The following is a 16,262-nucleotide window of genomic DNA, read 5'->3' on the forward strand; positions in this document are numbered from 1 at the left end:
ACTGAAAAAATCAAAGATTTTCGACAGAGCAATCAAACATTACAAGGGAGAAAGTATGACCATAGAATGGGAAGAATTTTTAGATCCTTACATTCAGGCTGTTGGTGAATTGAAGATAAAACTTCGAGGAATTCGCAAACAGTATCGTAAGCAAAACAAGCATTCTCCGATTGAGTTTGTAACGGGTCGTGTCAAACCGATTGAAAGTATCAAAGAAAAGATGGCTCGTCGAGGAATTACTTATGCAAATCTAGAACATGATCTGCAAGATATTGCTGGTTTACGTGTCATGGTTCAGTTTGTTGATGACGTTAAAGAAGTAGTTGAGATTCTACGTAAACGCCAAGATATGAGAATCGTTCAGGAACGAGACTATATCACTCATCGTAAGGCTTCAGGTTATCGTTCTTATCACGTGGTTGTCGAGTACACGGTTGATACGATCAACGGAGCTAAGACGATTTTGGCGGAAATTCAAATACGTACTTTAGCCATGAATTTCTGGGCTACGATTGAGCACTCGCTCAATTATAAATACCAGGGCGATTTCCCAGAAGAAATCAGGAAAAGGCTGGAAATCACAGCCAAAATTGCTTATCAACTGGATGAAGAAATGGGTAAGATTCGAGATGACATCCAGGAAGCGCAGGCTCTCTTTGATCCATTGAGCAGAAAATTAAATGACGGTGTAGGAAATAGTGACGATACAGATGAAGAATACAGGTAAACGAGTTGACCTCATAGCAAATAGAAAGCCGCAGAGTCAGAAGGTTTTGCATGAACTGAGGGAAAAACTAAAGAAACAACATTTTATACTGAACGATACCAATCCCGACATCGTCATTTCGATTGGTGGAGATGGGATGCTTTTGTCTGCTTTCCACAAGTATGAGAATCAGTTAGACAAGGTTCGATTTGTAGGTGTTCATACAGGGCATTTGGGATTTTACACAGATTATCGTGATTTTGAGTTGGATCAGTTGGTGACCAATCTCCTACTAGATACTGGTGCCAAAGTTTCCTATCCTGTTTTGAATGTCAAGGTAACGCTTGAAAATGGAGAAGTGAAAACATTTCGCGCCTTAAATGAAGCTAGTATCCGTCGATCAGATCGCACCATGGTAGCAGATATCATCATTAACCATGTTCCGTTCGAGAGATTTCGTGGAGATGGAGTGACTGTTTCAACGCCGACGGGAAGTACTGCCTACAACAAGTCCTTGGGTGGAGCTGTCTTGCATCCGACCATTGAAGCTTTACAGTTGACGGAGATAGCGAGTCTTAACAACCGAGTCTATCGCACTTTGGGATCATCAATCATTATTCCAAAAAAAGATAAGATTGAACTCTTGCCGACACGCAATGATTACCACACGATATCAGTAGATAACAGTGTCTATTCATTCCGTAATATCGAACGGATTGAGTATCAAATCGACCATCACAAGATTCACTTCGTAGCGACACCAAGCCACACTAGTTTCTGGAATCGTGTCAAAGATGCCTTCATCGGCGAGGTGGATGAATGAGGTTCGAATTTACCGCAGATGAGCATGTCAAAGTCAAAACTTTTCTCAAGAAACACGAGGTTTCTAAGGGACTTTTGGCTAAGATTAAGTTTCGAGGTGGGGCTATTCTGGTCAATGGCCAACCTCAAAATGCGACTTATCTCTTAGATATTGGAGACAGGGTAACTATTGACATTCCAGCAGAGGAAGGCTTTGAAACGTTGGAAGCAATTGAGCGTCCACTGGATATTCTCTACGAGGATGACCATTTTCTTGTTTTGAATAAGCCTTATGGAGTAGCTTCCATCCCCAGTGTTAATCATTCCAATACCATTGCTAATTTTATCAAGGGCTACTATGTTAAACAGGAATATGAAAACCAGCAAGTTCACATCGTGACTAGGCTTGATAGAGATACATCTGGTTTGATGCTTTTTGCCAAGCACGGCTACGCTCATGCACGTTTAGACAAGCAACTGCAACGAAAGTCTATCGAGAAACGCTACTTTGCTTTGGTTAAAGGAGCTGGTGTCTTGGAGACTGAAGGGGAGATTATCGCCCCGATTGCGCGTGATGAAGATTCCATTATCACGAGACGAGTTGCCAAGGGTGGGAAATACGCCCATACATCATATAAAGTTGTAGCTTCTTACGGAAATATTCACTTGGTCGATATTCAACTGCATACTGGACGAACTCATCAGATCCGAGTGCATTTTTCTCACATCGGTTTTCCTCTTTTAGGAGACGATCTCTATGGAGGAAGCTTAGACGACGGCATTCAGCGTCAGGCCTTGCATTGTCATTATTTATCTTTTTATCATCCCTTTCTAGAGCAAGATTTGCAACTAGAAAGCCCCTTACCGGATGATTTCAGCAATCTTATTACTCAGTTATCAACTAATACTCTTTAAAATCTATTTGGAGTATAATTTATTTTCTTAAAGGAGAAAACTCATGGAAGTTTTTGAAAATCTCAAAGCCAACTTAGTTGGCAAAAATGCTCGTATTGTTCTCCCTGAAGGGGAAGAACCTCGTATTCTTCAGGCAACAAAACGCTTGGTAAAAGAAACAGAAGTTGTTCCTGTTTTGCTTGGGAACCCAGAAAAAATCAAAATTTATCTTGAAATCGAAGGGATCATGGATGGTTATGAAGTAATTGATCCTCAACACTATCCTCAATTTGAAGAAATGGTTGCTGCTTTAGTAGAGCGTCGTAAGGGCAAAATGACTGAAGAAGAAGCGCGTAAAGTTTTGGTTGAAGATGTCAACTACTTTGGTGTGATGCTAGTATACTTGGGATTGGTTGACGGTATGGTGTCAGGAGCTATTCACTCAACTGCCTCAACAGTTCGCCCAGCCCTACAAATCATTAAAACTCGTCCAAACGTTACTCGTACGTCAGGTGCCTTCCTCATGGTTCGTGGTACGGAACGTTACCTATTTGGTGACTGTGCCATTAATATCAATCCAGATGCGGAAGCCTTGGCTGAGATTGCTATCAACTCAGCTATTACAGCTAAAATGTTTGGCATCGAACCTAAAATTGCAATGTTGAGCTACTCTACTAAAGGCTCAGGTTTTGGTGATAGTGTTGATAAAGTTGTTGAAGCAACAAAAATTGCACACGATTTGCGTCCTGACCTTGAAATCGATGGAGAATTGCAATTTGATGCGGCCTTCCACCCTGAAACTGCAGCATTGAAAGCTCCAGGAAGTAACGTTGCTGGGCAAGCAACTGTCTTTATCTTCCCTGGTATCGAAGCGGGGAATATTGGCTATAAGATTGCAGAACGTCTCGGTGGTTTTGCGGCTGTAGGTCCTGTATTGCAAGGTTTGAACAAACCTGTTAACGACCTTTCTCGTGGATGTAATGCAGATGATGTGTACAAGTTGACCCTTATCACAGCAGCTCAAGCAGTTCATCAATAAGATTTAGTCCTCTTTCCCATGGGAAGAGGCTTTTTAGTACTGAGAAAAGGACAGTTAGAAGCTTCTATGTTATACTAGATATATGTTAGATTTGAAAGAATACGGTATCGTCATGTGGCCGGAGGAGAAGATTATGTCTTTTCGTGAAAAACTCCTCAACTGGTATGATGAAAACAAGCGAGATTTGCCTTGGCGGAGAAGTAAAAATCCTTATCACATCTGGGTATCTGAAATCATGCTCCAGCAGACCAGAGTGGATACAGTTATTCCATACTACGAACGATTCTTGGACGGGTTTCCAACAGTAGAAAGTTTGGCGAATGCGCCTGAAGAGCGTCTGCTGAAGGCTTGGGAGGGTTTGGGCTATTATTCTAGAGTGCGCAATATGCAGGCTGCAGCTCAGCAGATTATGGCTGACTTTGGGGGGCAATTTCCAAACACCTATGAAGGCATTTCTAGTCTGAAAGGAATTGGCCCTTACACGGCAGGAGCCATATCCAGTATTGCTTTTAACTTGCCCGAGCCAGCGGTCGATGGCAATGTCATGCGGGTTTTGGCACGCTTGTTTGAGGTTAATCATGATATCGGAGTTCCCAGTAATCGAAAGATTTTCCAAGCCATGATGGAAATATTGATTGACCCAGAACGGCCAGGAGACTTTAACCAAGCTCTGATGGATTTAGGTTCTGACATAGAGGCGCCAGTTAATCCTAGACCAGAAGAAAGCCCTGTTAAGGACTTTAGTGCGGCGTATCAGAATGGAACTATGGATGTATATCCGATTAAAGAACCCAAGAAAAAGCCCCTCCCAATCTATCTCAAGGCTTTGGTTGTGTGCAATGACCGTGGTCAATATTTACTAGAGAAAAATGAAAGTGAGAAACTGTTAGCTGGTTTTTGGCATTTCCCACTGATTGAAGTTGATGATTTCTCTAGCGATGATAATCAACTAGATCTCTTTTCACAAGTCAAAGAGGAAAGCAGAGCTTTTGGACCAAGTCCCCAAGAAAACTTTGAGCAGGATTATGATTTAGAAGTGAATTGGTCCCAGCAAGTATTTGACCAGGTCAAGCATGTATTTAGTCATCGGAAATGGCATATTCAAATCCTAGCAGGTCAAGTGACGGAAACAAAACAGTTTTCTGACAGAGAAGTTCGTTGGGTTTCTCCTCAGGAGTTTTCTGATTATCCACTTGCTAAACCTCAACAAAAGATTTGGCAGGCTTATAAAACAACTTTTGAAGATGAAGGCTTACAGTAGCCATTTGTGCCTTCTTTGTATTTTTTTGTTATAATAGATAGAGAAAAGGTGATAAAATGAAAAAAATATTAATTGTAGATGATGAGAAACCAATCTCGGATATTATTAAGTTCAATATGACCAAGGAAGGTTATGAAGTTGTTACAGCCTTCAATGGTCGTGAAGCAATTGAGCTATTTGAAGCTGAGCAACCGGATATTATTATTCTAGACTTGATGCTCCCTGAAATTGATGGTTTAGAAGTTGCTAAAGCTATTCGTAAGACTAGTAGCGTGCCGATTATCATGCTATCAGCTAAGGATAGCGAGTTTGACAAGGTTATTGGTTTAGAGTTAGGTGCAGATGATTATGTTACAAAACCTTTCTCAAACCGTGAGTTGCAAGCACGTGTCAAGGCTCTGCTTCGTCGTACAGATCTAGTTTCTGTGGATAGCCAAGAGTCTGATGAGAAGAAGACGCAGCCCTTACAAATTGGTGATTTGGAAATCGTTCCAGATGCTTACGTGGCTAAGAAATATGGTGAGGAATTAGATTTGACCCACCGTGAGTTTGAACTCTTGTATCACTTGGCCTCTCATATTGGACAAGTGATTACGCGTGAACACTTACTTGAGACTGTATGGGGTTATGACTATTTTGGTGATGTTCGTACAGTGGACGTGACTATCCGACGTTTGCGTGAAAAAATTGAAGACACACCAAGCCGTCCAGAATATATCCTCACACGTCGTGGTGTTGGCTACTATATGAAAAATAATGATTGAAGATATTAGACAAACTATTCTGACCAGTGATTTTATCTTTATCCTAATTTTACTTGGCTTTATCCTAGTTGTGACCTTGTTGTTGCTGGAAAACCGTCGGGATAACATCCGGTTAAAAGAGATAAATCAGAAGGTTAAGGACTTAATTGCAGGTGACTATTCTCAAGTTTTGGACTTGCAGGGTAGTACAGAGATCACCAACATCACCAATAATCTGAATGATTTGTCAGAAGTTATTCGTTTGACTCAAGAAAATTTGGAACAAGAGAGTAAAAGGCTGCATAGCATTCTTTCCTATATGACAGATGGTGTCCTTGCGACCAATCGCCGTGGCCAGATTACTATGATCAACGATATGGCAAAAAAACAGCTAGGTGTGCAGAAAGAAGATGTTCTGAATAAAAGCATTCTCGAATTACTAAAGATAGAAGATGAATATGAACTGCGTGACCTGATTACACAGATACCTGAGTTGACGATTGATTCTCAGGATGCTAATGGAGAATATTTGAGCCTTCGTGTACGTTTTGCCCTTGTCCGCCGTGAGTCAGGTTTCATCTCTGGTTTGGTTGCCGTTTTACATGATACGACCGAGCAAGAGAAGGAAGAGCGTGAGCGAAGACTCTTTGTTTCGAACGTCAGTCATGAGTTGCGTACTCCTTTGACCAGTGTTAAATCTTATCTCGAAGCCTTGGATGAGGGAGCTCTGTATGATCCTGTCGCCCCTGATTTTATTAAGGTCTCACTCGATGAAACCAACCGTATGATGCGTATGGTGACAGATCTCTTGCATCTATCTCGTATTGACAATGCGACTACTAAACTGGATATAGAGTTGATTAACTTTACAGCCTTTATCACCTTCATCCTCAACCGTTTTGATAAGATGAGAAATCAGGATGAAGAGAAAAAATATGAGCTAGTGAGAGATTATCCAATAACCTCAGTTTGGATTGAGATTGATACGGATAAGATGACCCAGGTGATTGATAATATTCTTAACAATGCCATCAAGTATTCACCAGATGGTGGGAAGATTACGGTCAGCATGAAGACCACTGATGACCAGATGATTTTATCCATCAAAGACCAAGGTCTAGGTATTCCAAAGCAAGATTTGCCGAAGATCTTTGACCGATTCTACCGTGTGGATCGTGCAAGAAGTCGGGCTCAAGGTGGAACCGGTCTAGGTCTGGCTATCGCAAAAGAAATCATCAAACAACACAATGGCTTTATATGGGCCAAAAGTGAATACGGTAAGGGCTCAACCTTTACAATAGTGCTCCCTTATGATAAGGATGCCGTAAAAGAAGAAATATGGGAGGACGAAATAGAAGACCAGAATGAGTGAAAAAGGCTTTAAATACAGTATTTTAGCATCAGGTTCTAGTGGGAATTCCTTTTACCTGGAAACCCCAAAAAAGAAAATCCTAGTAGATGCGGGCTTGTCTGGTAAGAAAATTACCAGCCTGCTAGCTGAAATCAATCGCAAACCTGAAGATTTGGATGCGATTCTGATTACGCATGAGCATTCAGACCATATTCATGGGGTCGGTGTCTTGGCTCGTAAATATGGCATGGATCTTTACGCCAATGAAAAGACTTGGCAGGCTATGGAAAATAGCAAGTATCTTGGCAAGGTTGATTCTTCGCAAAAGCATATCTTTGAAATGGGTAAAACCAAAACCTTTGGCGATATCGATATTGAGAGTTTTGGTGTTAGCCATGATGCGGCAGCACCCCAGTTTTACCGATTTATGAAAGACGACAAGAGTTTTGTCGTGTTGACCGATACAGGCTATGTAAGTGACCGTATGGCTGGAATAGTCGAAAATGCGGACGGTTATCTCATAGAGTCCAACCACGATGTAGAGATTTTGCGAGCAGGATCTTATGCTTGGCGACTCAAACAGCGAATTCTATCGGATCTCGGTCACCTTTCTAACGAGGATGGTGCTGAGGCCATGATTCGTGCAATGGGAAATCGGACTAAGAAAATCTATCTTGGGCATTTATCCAAAGAGAACAATATCAAGGAGCTGGCTCATATGACTATGGTAAACCAGCTAGCGCAAGCGGATCTGGGAGTCGGAGTAGACTTTAAGGTTTATGATACCTCACCAGATACTGCAACACCATTAACAGATATATAAAAAGAAGGCGGGTGCCTTCTTTTTTATATATCTTTTACAATCCAGCAAATTCCTTGATTTCTTGTGCTGACATGGAAGAGTCGCAACGGACTTTGATTTGTCCATCCGCAATGTGAACAAATCCTGGTACGGTTGGGATTCCATAACGTGAGCGGAATTCTTGCAATTCATTGAGTTGGCTTGGTTCTTCACTGTTGATGAAGTAGATGTGGGCTTTAGTTTCAGCTACGACACCTGCCAATGTGCCAGAAAATTTACGGCAGTAAGGGCAAGTTTTGCGACCGATAAAGAAGGTTGCAGTTTCTTTTTTATCAAGAGCTTCTTGTGCACGAGCAACTGTAGTGACTTCAAGGTCTTTAATGTTTTCTAAAAATTGTTCCATGAGATTACCTCGCTTTCATTGATAAGTCTAGTATGCCATAAAGTTTCTAAAAATGCTTAGATTTGATACGAAAAAAAGATGAGATTGGTTGGTCTCATCTTTTATAATTTCTTATTTAACAAAAGCATTGATTTCAGCTTCGATGTTGGCAATCTTAGCTTGTGAATCTTCATTGCTTTCACCCACAACGGCAATGTAGAACTTGATTTTTGGTTCTGTACCTGAAGGGCGAACTGCAATCCACGAACCGTCAGCAAGTGTATATTTCAACACATCACTTGGAGGAGTTGTCAAGTTTGTAACAGTTCCGTCAGCAGCAGTAGCAGTTTGAGCCTTGAAGTCTTCTACGACAGTGATAGCTGTTGTGTTCCATTCTTTTGGAGCATTGTTACGGAATTTAGCCATAATCGCTTTGATTTGTTCAGCACCATCAACACCAGAAAGGGTAACAGAGATAGTCTTTTCTGCGTAGTAGCCGTACTCTTTGTAGATTTCTTCGATACCGTCAGCAAGTGTCAAACCGCGTGAACGGTAGTAGGCAGCAAGTTCAGCAACGACAAGAACAGCTTGAATAGCATCTTTATCACGTACGAATGGTTTAATCAAGTAACCGAAGCTTTCTTCAAAGCCCATCATGTAAGTGTGATTGTGTTTTTCTTCAAATTCTTGGATTTTTTCAGCGATAAATTTGAAACCTGTCAAAACGTTGAACATGGTTGCGCCGTAGCTTTCAGCAATCTTCGTTACCAAGTCAGTTGATACAATCGATTTGCAGAGAGCAGCATTTTCAGGAAGAGTTCCAGCATTTTTGTGGGCTTCCAAGATGTATTTAGCCATGATAGCACCGATTTGGTTACCTGAAAGGTTGAGGTAGCTTCCATCTTTTTGAAGAACTTCAACACCAACACGGTCAGCATCAGGGTCAGTTGCAACAAGCACATCTGCACCAACTTGACGACCAAGTTCTTCAGCAAGGGCGAAGGCTGCTTGGCTTTCTGGGTTTGGAGATTTTACAGTTGAGAAGTCAGGGTCTGCAGTCGCTTGCGCTTCAACGACTTGAACAGAATCAAATCCTGCTTGAGCAAGAGCACGACGAGCCAACATTTCACCAGTACCATGAAGTGGTGTGTAGACAATCTTCATGTCTTTACCGAATTCTTCAATCAAGGTTGGGTTGATGTTTACGTCTTTAACTTCTTTAAGGTATTCTGTATCAACAGCTTCGCCAATGACTTCAATCAAGCCAGAAGCTTTTTCAGCTTCGACATCAGCAACTTCGACAGCGAATGGATTTTCGATAGCACGAATGTAAGTGGTCAAAGCATCTGCATCATGTGGAGGCATTTGTCCACCGTCTTCTCCATAAACCTTGTAACCGTTAAATGGAGCAGGATTGTGACTGGCAGTAATCATGATACCTGCAAAACAGTTGAGGTGACGAACTGCAAATGAGAGTTCTGGAGTTGGACGGAGGCTTTCAAATACGTAAGATTTGATACCGTGTTTAGCAAGAACTGCAGCAGATTCAAAGGCAAATTCAGGTGAGAAGTGACGGCTATCGTAGGCAATTGCCACACCACGTTCTTTTTCATTTCCACCTTTTGACTCAATCAAACGAGCCAAACCTTCAGTTGCTTGACGAACAACATAGATATTGATGCGGTTTGTACCTGCACCGATCAAGCCGCGCATACCTGCAGTACCAAATTCAAGATTGGTGTAGAAAGCATCTTCTTTTGTTTTTTCGTCCATGTTTTCTAAATCTTGACGAAGATAGTCGGGAAGGTCGGCAAAATCGACCCATTTTTGATAATTTTCTTGGTAAGTCATAGAGTATCTCCTTTATCTATTGCTTTAATCGCTTTCATTATATCACGATTTGATATTTTAGTAAAACGTTAGCATAACTTAAAATGTAGGAAATTTACTTTTATTTCATTGTAGAAGAATAGCCCAATACGCTTTCTAATGAAAAAGAAGATGAATAGTCCGGGTTTACTACTCGAACCTTTCTATTGTAATTGTGAAAAAAAGAAAAAGATAGTAAAATAGTTGTATGATTATTTTACAAGCCAATAAAATTGAACGATCTTTTGCTGGAGAGGTTCTTTTTGATAATATCAATCTGCAAGTTGATGAACGAGACCGAATTGCTCTTGTTGGGAAAAATGGTGCAGGTAAGTCTACTCTTTTAAAGATTTTGGTTGGGGAAGAGGAGCCAACTAGTGGAGAAATCAATAAGAAAAAAGATATTTCTCTGTCTTACCTAGCCCAAGATAGCCGTTTTGAGTCTGAAAATACCATTTATGATGAAATGCTTCACGTCTTTGATGACTTGCGTCGGACAGAGACACAACTTCGTCAGATGGAACTGGAGATGGGTGAAAAGTCTGGTGAAGATCTGGATAAACTGATGTCAGATTACGATCGTTTGTCTGAGAATTTTCGTCAGGCTGGTGGCTTTACCTACGAAGCTGATATCCGCGCTATCTTGAATGGCTTCAAGTTTGATGAATCTATGTGGCAGATGAAAATTGCCGAGCTTTCAGGTGGTCAAAATACTCGTCTAGCACTGGCTAAAATGCTCCTTGAAAAGCCAAATCTTTTGGTCTTGGACGAGCCAACCAACCACTTGGATATCGAAACCATTGCCTGGCTAGAGAATTACTTGGTGAACTATAGCGGTGCGCTCATTATTGTCAGCCACGACCGTTACTTTTTGGACAAGGTTGCGACGGTTACACTCGATTTGACCAAGCATTCTTTGGATCGCTATGTAGGTAATTACTCTCGTTTTGTTGAGTTAAAGGAGCAAAAGCTAGCTACTGAGGCAAAAAACTATGAAAAGCAACAAAAGGCAATCGCGGCTCTAGAAGACTTTGTCAATCGCAATCTAGTCCGAGCTTCAACGACCAAGCGTGCTCAATCTCGACGAAAACAACTGGAAAAAATGGATCGCTTAGACAAGCCTGAAGCTGGCAAGAAATCAGCCAATATGACCTTCCAGTCTGAAAAAACGTCGGGAAATGTCGTTTTGACTGTTGAAAATGCAGCCATTGGCTATGATGGGGAAATATTGTCAGAACCTATCAACCTAGACCTTCGTAAGATGAACGCTGTTGCGATTGTCGGACCAAATGGTATTGGCAAATCAACCTTTATCAAGTCGATAGTAGACCAGATTCCTTTTATCAAGGGAGAAAAGCGATTTGGTGCCAATGTTGAGGTTGGCTACTATGATCAGACTCAAAGTAAGCTAACAGCAAGTAATACTGTTCTGGATGAACTCTGGAATGATTTTAAACTGACTCCAGAAGTTGAGATCCGCAACCGCCTTGGTGCCTTCCTTTTCTCAGGAGATGATGTTAAAAAGTCAGTCGGGATGCTGTCAGGTGGCGAGAAAGCTCGTTTGCTTCTTGCAAAACTTTCAATGGAAAACAATAACTTCCTGATTCTTGACGAACCGACCAACCACTTGGACATTGATAGCAAGGAAGTTTTGGAAAATGCCCTGATTGACTTCGATGGAACCCTTCTTTTCGTCAGCCATGACCGTTATTTTATCAACCGTGTCGCCACTCATGTTTTGGAATTGTCTGAGAATGGTTCGACCCTCTATCTAGGAGATTATGACTACTATGTTGAGAAGAAAGCAGAAGTAGAAGCGAGCCAGACAGAAGAAGTTTCAACTAGTAATCAAGCAAAAGAAACAAGTCCAGCTAATGACTATCAGGCCCAGAAAGAAAGTCAAAAAGAAGTTCGCAAACTCATGCGACAAATCGAAAATCTAGAAGCTGAAATTGAAGAGTTAGAAAGTCAAAGTCAAGCCATTTCTGAACAAATGCTGGAAACCAACGATGCTGAAAAACTCATGGAATTGCAGACTGAACTGGACAAAATCAGCCATCGTCAAGAAGAGGATATGCTTGAGTGGGAAGAATTATCAGAGCAGGTGTAAGAAATGGAACATCTTGGAAAGGTATTTCGTGAATTTCGAACAAGTGGAAAGTATTCCTTAAAAGAGGCGGCAGGTGAATCATGTTCAACCTCTCAATTATCTCGCTTCGAGCTTGGGGAGTCTGATCTAGCAGTTTCCCGTTTCTTTGAGATTTTGGATAATATTCATGTTACTATTGAAAATTTCATGGACAAGGCTAGGGATTTTCAAAATCATGAACATGTTGCCTTAATGGCGCAGATTATTCCGCTTTACTACTCAAATGATATTGCAGGTTTTCAAAAGCTTCAAAAGGAACAGCTTGAGAAAGCGAAGAGTTCGACCAATCCCCTCTATTTTGAGCTGAATTGGATTCTGCTACAAGGTCTGATTTGTCAAAGAGATGCTCGTTACACGATGAGTCAGAGTGATTTGGAAAAGGTAGCAGATTATCTTTTTCAAACAGAAGAATGGACCATGTATGAGTTGATTCTTTTTGGGAACCTCTATACTTTCTACAATGTGGACTATGTAGCTCGGATTGGCAGAGAAGTTATGGAGCGAGAAGAGTACTACAAGGAAATTGGTCGGCATCGTAAACTCGTTTTGATTTTAGCTCTTAACTGTTACCAGCATTGTTTAGAAAACCGTTCCTTTACGGATGCGGACTATTTTGAGGGCTATGTGGAGAAGTTGATTGGAAATGGTATCAAGCTTTATGAGCGCAATATCTTCCATTATCTCAAAGGTTTTGCCCTCTACCAGAGAGACTTGAAAGAAGAAGGATGTAGTCAGATGCAGGAAGCCATGCATATTTTTGATGTGCTTGGACTTCCAGAGCAAGTGGCTTACTATCAGGAACATTATGAAAAATTTGTAAATGCTTAAATTTCCCAAATAAGGGAAAAATAAAGAGACTCCTTTCAGTTTTGATACAATAGTTTCAAAATTTGAGAGGAGCTTTTTATATGAATCGACATGCAATCCAGTTGATTAGTCGTGGTGCGATTAATAAGATAGGAAATATGCTCTATGATTATGGAAACAGTGTTTGGCTGGCATCAATGGGAACGATAGGACAGACTGTTCTTGGGATTTATCAGATTTCTGAACTCGTCACATCGATTCTGGTCAATCCCTTTGGAGGAGTGATTTCAGACCGCTTTTCGCGTCGCAAAATTTTGATGATGACAGACTTGGTTTGTGGTATTCTCTGTTTAGCTATTTCTTTCATCAGAAATGATAGCTTGATGATTGCTGCTCTGATCTTTGCCAATATTGTTCAGGCGGTTGCCTTTGCATTTTCTCGTACAGCCAATAAAGCCATTATAACTGAGGTTGTAGAGAAAGACGAGATTGTGACCTATAATGCTCGCTTAGAGCTCGTTTTGCAGGTTGTAGGTGTTAGCTCCCCTGTACTTTCTTTCATCGTTTTACAATTTTCTAGTCTCCATATGACGCTTGTTTTAGATGCCATTAGTTTTTTCATTGCATTTACCTTAGTAGCTTTCCCCCCAAAAAAAGAGACTCAGGAACAAGAGAAAAAGACTCTCAGCTGGAAAAATATTTTTGCTGATATGAAAGAAGGACTTGGCTATATCTGGCACCAGCAAGAGATCTTTTTTCTTTTGTTAGTAGCTTCCAGTGTTAATTTCTTTTTTGCAGCTTTTGAATTTCTCCTCCCCTTTTCAAATCGTCTTTATGGGGTAGAAGGGGCTTATGCGAGTATTTTGACTATGGGCGCTATTGGTTCGATTATCGGAGCTCTTCTAGCTAGTAAAATAAAGGCAAGTGTTTATAATCTTTTGATTCTATTGGCTTTGACTGGAGTTGGAGTTTTTATGATGGGATTACCACTGCCAACTTTTCTTTCCTTTTCTGGAAATTTAGTCTGTGAACTGTTTATGACGATTTTTAATATTCACTTTTTTACTCAGGTGCAAACCAAGGTTGAGGGGGAATACTTGGGGAGAGTTCTAAGTACAATTTTTACCTTAGCCATCCTATTTATGCCGATTGCAAAAGGCTTTATGACGGTGTTGCCAAGTGTTCATCTCTCTTCTTTTCTGATAATTGGAAGCGGGGTTGTCATCCTGTCTTGTTTCTCCCTCGTTTATGTGCGAAGTCATTTTAAAAAAGAGTTATAATTTCTCTTTTTAAGAAAATATTACACTACGAACCATTTTTCAGCCCTTCTCTATTGTGAGGAGGGCTTGATTTATGGTAGAATAGTTTTATGAATGAAAGAATGAATGAGTTAGTTGCCTTGCTCAACCGCTATGCGACCGAGTACTATACGAGTGACAATCCTTCGGTGTCAGATAGCGAGTACGATCGTCTCTACCGAGAGTTGGTCGAATTGGAAGCTGCCTATCCAGATCAAGTTTTAGCGGACAGTCCGACCCATCGTGTTGGTGGTAAGGTTTTAGATGGTTTTGAAAAATACAGTCATCAGTATCCTCTTTATAGTTTGCAGGATGCTTTTTCACGTGAAGAGTTAGAAGCTTTTGATGCGCGTGTTCGAAAGGAATTACCCCATCCAATCTATATCTGTGAGCTGAAAATCGATGGTTTATCTATCTCGCTTACGTATGAAAAGGGGATTTTGGTTGTCGGTGCGACACGTGGGGATGGTTCTATTGGAGAGAATATCACAGAGAACCTCAAGCGTGTCAAGGACATTCCTTTGACCTTGCCAGAAGAACTAGATATCACCGTTCGTGGAGAGTGTTATATGCCACGCGCTTCGTTTGATCAGGTCAACCAAGCTCGCCAAGAAAATGGGGAGCCTGAATTTGCCAATCCTCGTAATGCAGCAGCGGGGACCTTGCGTCAGCTGGATACAGCAGTAGTAGCCAAGCGCAATCTTGCGACTTTCCTCTATCAAGAAGCCAGCCCTTCTACTCGTGATAGTCAAGAAAAAGTCTTGGAGCATCTTGAACAGCTTGGATTTGTAGTTAATCCTAAACGAATTCTGGCTGAAAGCATAGATGAGATATGGGATTTCATCCAAGAAGTTGGACAAGAACGGGATAATTTACCTTATGACATTGATGGGGTGGTGATCAAGGTCAATGATCTAGCAGGTCAAGAAGAACTTGGCTTTACCGTTAAGGCACCAAAGTGGGCTGTCGCCTATAAATTTCCCGCTGAAGAAAAAGAAGCCCAACTACTCTCAGTTGACTGGACAGTAGGCCGTACTGGGGTTGTCACTCCAACTGCCAATCTGACACCTGTTCAGCTTGCTGGGACAACTGTTAGCCGTGCAACACTGCACAATGTAGATTATATTGCTGAAAAGGATATCCGCAAAGACGATACGGTTATCGTTTATAAGGCGGGAGATATCATCCCTGCTGTTTTGCGTGTAGTAGAGTCCAAGCGTGTTTCTGAAGAGAAACTAGATATCCCAACAAACTGTCCAAGTTGTGGCTCTGACTTGTTGCACTTTGAAGATGAAGTGGCTCTTCGTTGTATCAATCCTCGCTGTCCTGCCCAAATCATGGAAGGTTTGATTCACTTTGCCTCTCGAGACGCCATGAATATTACAGGCCTTGGTCCATCTATCGTTGAAAAACTTTTTGCTGCTAATCTGGTTAAGGATGTGGCGGATATTTACCGTTTGAAAGAAGAAGACTTTCTCCTTTTAGAAGGTGTCAAGGAAAAGTCTGCTTCTAAACTGTATCAGGCCATTCAAGCATCCAAGGAAAACTCTGCTGAAAAGCTCTTGTTTGGTCTGGGAATTCGCCATGTCGGAAGCAAGGCTAGCCAACTCTTGCTCCAACACTTTCACTCTATTGAAAATCTAGCCCAAGCAGACCCAGAGGAAGTAGCAAGTATCGAGAGCTTGGGTAGTGTAATTGCACAAAGCCTTCAGACTTATTTTGCAACAGAAGGATCGAAGATTCTCTTAGACGAGTTGAAAGAAGCTGGAGTCAATCTGGACTACAAAGGACAGACACTAGTGGCAGATGCGGCCTTGTCAGGTTTGACCGTTGTACTCACGGGTAAATTGGAACGTCTCACACGCTCTGAAGCCAAAAGTAAACTCGAAAGCCTTGGTGCCAAAGTCACAGGCAGTGTTTCCAAGAAAACAAATCTTGTCGTAGCAGGAGCAGATGCAGGAAGCAAGCTTCAAAAAGCGCAAGAACTTGGTATCGAGGTTCGAGATGAAGCTTGGCTAGAAAGTTTGTAAAGAATAGTTGAAAATAGATGTCAGATAGTCTGAAACTATCTCTCCTGATGTGTTTTTATATCTATTAAACTATTCTCTATTGTGCTGAAATTCCCGTTAAATTCTTCAGCATAACTTAAAAATTAAAATT

Annotated in this window: 14 protein-coding genes; 12 read left to right on the forward strand and 2 right to left on the reverse strand. The window is 41.3% G+C overall.

Annotated features, from left to right (window positions below):
• Nucleotides 1–55 precede the first annotated feature (55 nt).
• The 8 genes from HMPREF1516_RS09245 to HMPREF1516_RS09280 all read left to right on the forward strand — a co-directional run bounded on the left by HMPREF1516_RS09245 (nt 56) and on the right by HMPREF1516_RS09280 (nt 7,618).
• On the forward strand, nt 56–727 hold the full coding sequence (locus tag HMPREF1516_RS09245; protein WP_000151551.1) for a GTP pyrophosphokinase: 672 nt from the start codon (nt 56–58) through the stop codon (nt 725–727).
• Entirely contained in the window at nt 711–1,529 is an 819-nt protein-coding gene (locus HMPREF1516_RS09250; protein ID WP_007522021.1) for an NAD kinase, read from the forward strand. Before HMPREF1516_RS09245 ends, HMPREF1516_RS09250 begins: the two co-directional genes overlap by 17 nt.
• Entirely contained in the window at nt 1,526–2,422 is an 897-nt protein-coding gene (locus HMPREF1516_RS09255) for an RluA family pseudouridine synthase (RefSeq protein WP_001210027.1), read from the forward strand. Before HMPREF1516_RS09250 ends, HMPREF1516_RS09255 begins: the two co-directional genes overlap by 4 nt.
• A 43-nt stretch (nt 2,423–2,465) precedes the next feature.
• Nucleotides 2,466–3,440 carry a phosphate acetyltransferase gene (pta, locus tag HMPREF1516_RS09260; protein ID WP_000451563.1) on the forward strand — a complete coding sequence of 325 codons (975 nt, stop codon included), beginning with the start codon at nt 2,466–2,468 and terminating at the stop codon, nt 3,438–3,440.
• Nucleotides 3,441–3,522: 82 nt separating this feature from the next.
• Nucleotides 3,523–4,701 (forward strand): A/G-specific adenine glycosylase, encoded by a 1,179-nt coding sequence (gene mutY / locus HMPREF1516_RS09265; protein ID WP_002877683.1) that lies wholly within the window; start codon nt 3,523–3,525, stop codon nt 4,699–4,701.
• Between the two features lie 56 nt (nt 4,702–4,757).
• On the forward strand, nt 4,758–5,465 hold the full coding sequence (gene yycF, locus HMPREF1516_RS09270) for a response regulator YycF (RefSeq protein WP_033606404.1): 708 nt from the start codon (nt 4,758–4,760) through the stop codon (nt 5,463–5,465).
• The gene (gene vicK, locus HMPREF1516_RS09275) at nt 5,458–6,816 is read left to right on the forward strand and encodes a cell wall metabolism sensor histidine kinase VicK (protein ID WP_033606405.1); all 1,359 of its coding nucleotides are present in this window, start codon (nt 5,458–5,460) and stop codon (nt 6,814–6,816) included. The genes yycF and vicK overlap by 8 nt, the downstream gene beginning before the upstream one ends.
• Nucleotides 6,809–7,618, forward strand: coding sequence for an MBL fold metallo-hydrolase (locus HMPREF1516_RS09280; RefSeq protein ID WP_033606406.1), 810 nt, complete (start codon nt 6,809–6,811; stop codon nt 7,616–7,618). Before vicK ends, HMPREF1516_RS09280 begins: the two co-directional genes overlap by 8 nt.
• A 34-nt stretch (nt 7,619–7,652) precedes the next feature.
• Here HMPREF1516_RS09280 and HMPREF1516_RS09285 read toward each other — a convergent pair whose 3' ends face one another.
• Together HMPREF1516_RS09285 and HMPREF1516_RS09290 are read right to left on the reverse strand one after the other, a co-directional pair.
• Nucleotides 7,653–8,000, reverse strand: coding sequence for a thiol reductase thioredoxin (locus HMPREF1516_RS09285; RefSeq protein WP_033606407.1), 348 nt, complete (start codon nt 7,998–8,000; stop codon nt 7,653–7,655).
• Between the two features lie 111 nt (nt 8,001–8,111).
• Complete coding sequence (locus HMPREF1516_RS09290; RefSeq protein WP_033606408.1) at nt 8,112–9,830, reverse strand: phospho-sugar mutase; 1,719 nt, start codon at nt 9,828–9,830, stop codon at nt 8,112–8,114.
• 226 nt (nt 9,831–10,056) lie between these two features.
• Between HMPREF1516_RS09290 and HMPREF1516_RS09295 the strand changes: the two genes are divergently transcribed.
• The 4 genes from HMPREF1516_RS09295 (at nt 10,057) to ligA (ending at nt 16,132) form a co-directional block, all read left to right on the forward strand.
• The gene (locus tag HMPREF1516_RS09295) at nt 10,057–11,958 is read left to right on the forward strand and encodes an ABC transporter ATP-binding protein (RefSeq protein WP_033606409.1); all 1,902 of its coding nucleotides are present in this window, start codon (nt 10,057–10,059) and stop codon (nt 11,956–11,958) included.
• A gap of 3 nt (nt 11,959–11,961) precedes the next feature.
• Nucleotides 11,962–12,825, forward strand: coding sequence for an Rgg family transcriptional regulator (locus tag HMPREF1516_RS09300; RefSeq protein WP_033606410.1), 864 nt, complete (start codon nt 11,962–11,964; stop codon nt 12,823–12,825).
• A gap of 80 nt (nt 12,826–12,905) precedes the next feature.
• On the forward strand, nt 12,906–14,084 hold the full coding sequence (locus HMPREF1516_RS09305; RefSeq protein ID WP_001079349.1) for an MFS transporter: 1,179 nt from the start codon (nt 12,906–12,908) through the stop codon (nt 14,082–14,084).
• Between the two features lie 89 nt (nt 14,085–14,173).
• A complete protein-coding gene (ligA, locus tag HMPREF1516_RS09310) occupies nt 14,174–16,132 on the forward strand; it encodes an NAD-dependent DNA ligase LigA (RefSeq protein WP_001005749.1) in 1,959 nt (652 codons plus the stop codon).
• Nucleotides 16,133–16,262 lie beyond the last annotated feature (130 nt).

The organism is Streptococcus sp. CM6, assembly GCF_000526095.1.
Taxonomy (GTDB): Bacteria; Bacillota; Bacilli; order Lactobacillales; family Streptococcaceae; genus Streptococcus; species Streptococcus oralis_BW.

Bases quoted from the DNA above. Each gene is read 5' to 3' on its own strand.
- HMPREF1516_RS09245 (WP_000151551.1), top strand. From the start codon at position 56: ATGACCATAGAATGGGAAGAATTTTTAGATCCTTACATTCAGGCTGTT.
- HMPREF1516_RS09250 (WP_007522021.1), top strand. From the start codon at position 711: ATGAAGAATACAGGTAAACGAGTTGACCTCATAGCAAATAGAAAGCCG.
- HMPREF1516_RS09255 (WP_001210027.1), top strand. From the start codon at position 1,526: ATGAGGTTCGAATTTACCGCAGATGAGCATGTCAAAGTCAAAACTTTT.
- pta (WP_000451563.1), top strand. From the start codon at position 2,466: ATGGAAGTTTTTGAAAATCTCAAAGCCAACTTAGTTGGCAAAAATGCT.
- mutY (WP_002877683.1), top strand. From the start codon at position 3,523: ATGTTAGATTTGAAAGAATACGGTATCGTCATGTGGCCGGAGGAGAAG.
- yycF (WP_033606404.1), top strand. From the start codon at position 4,758: ATGAAAAAAATATTAATTGTAGATGATGAGAAACCAATCTCGGATATT.
- vicK (WP_033606405.1), top strand. From the start codon at position 5,458: ATGATTGAAGATATTAGACAAACTATTCTGACCAGTGATTTTATCTTT.
- HMPREF1516_RS09280 (WP_033606406.1), top strand. From the start codon at position 6,809: ATGAGTGAAAAAGGCTTTAAATACAGTATTTTAGCATCAGGTTCTAGT.
- HMPREF1516_RS09285 (WP_033606407.1), bottom strand. From the start codon at position 8,000: ATGGAACAATTTTTAGAAAACATTAAAGACCTTGAAGTCACTACAGTT.
- HMPREF1516_RS09290 (WP_033606408.1), bottom strand. From the start codon at position 9,830: ATGACTTACCAAGAAAATTATCAAAAATGGGTCGATTTTGCCGACCTT.
- HMPREF1516_RS09295 (WP_033606409.1), top strand. From the start codon at position 10,057: ATGATTATTTTACAAGCCAATAAAATTGAACGATCTTTTGCTGGAGAG.
- HMPREF1516_RS09300 (WP_033606410.1), top strand. From the start codon at position 11,962: ATGGAACATCTTGGAAAGGTATTTCGTGAATTTCGAACAAGTGGAAAG.
- HMPREF1516_RS09305 (WP_001079349.1), top strand. From the start codon at position 12,906: ATGAATCGACATGCAATCCAGTTGATTAGTCGTGGTGCGATTAATAAG.
- ligA (WP_001005749.1), top strand. From the start codon at position 14,174: ATGAATGAAAGAATGAATGAGTTAGTTGCCTTGCTCAACCGCTATGCG.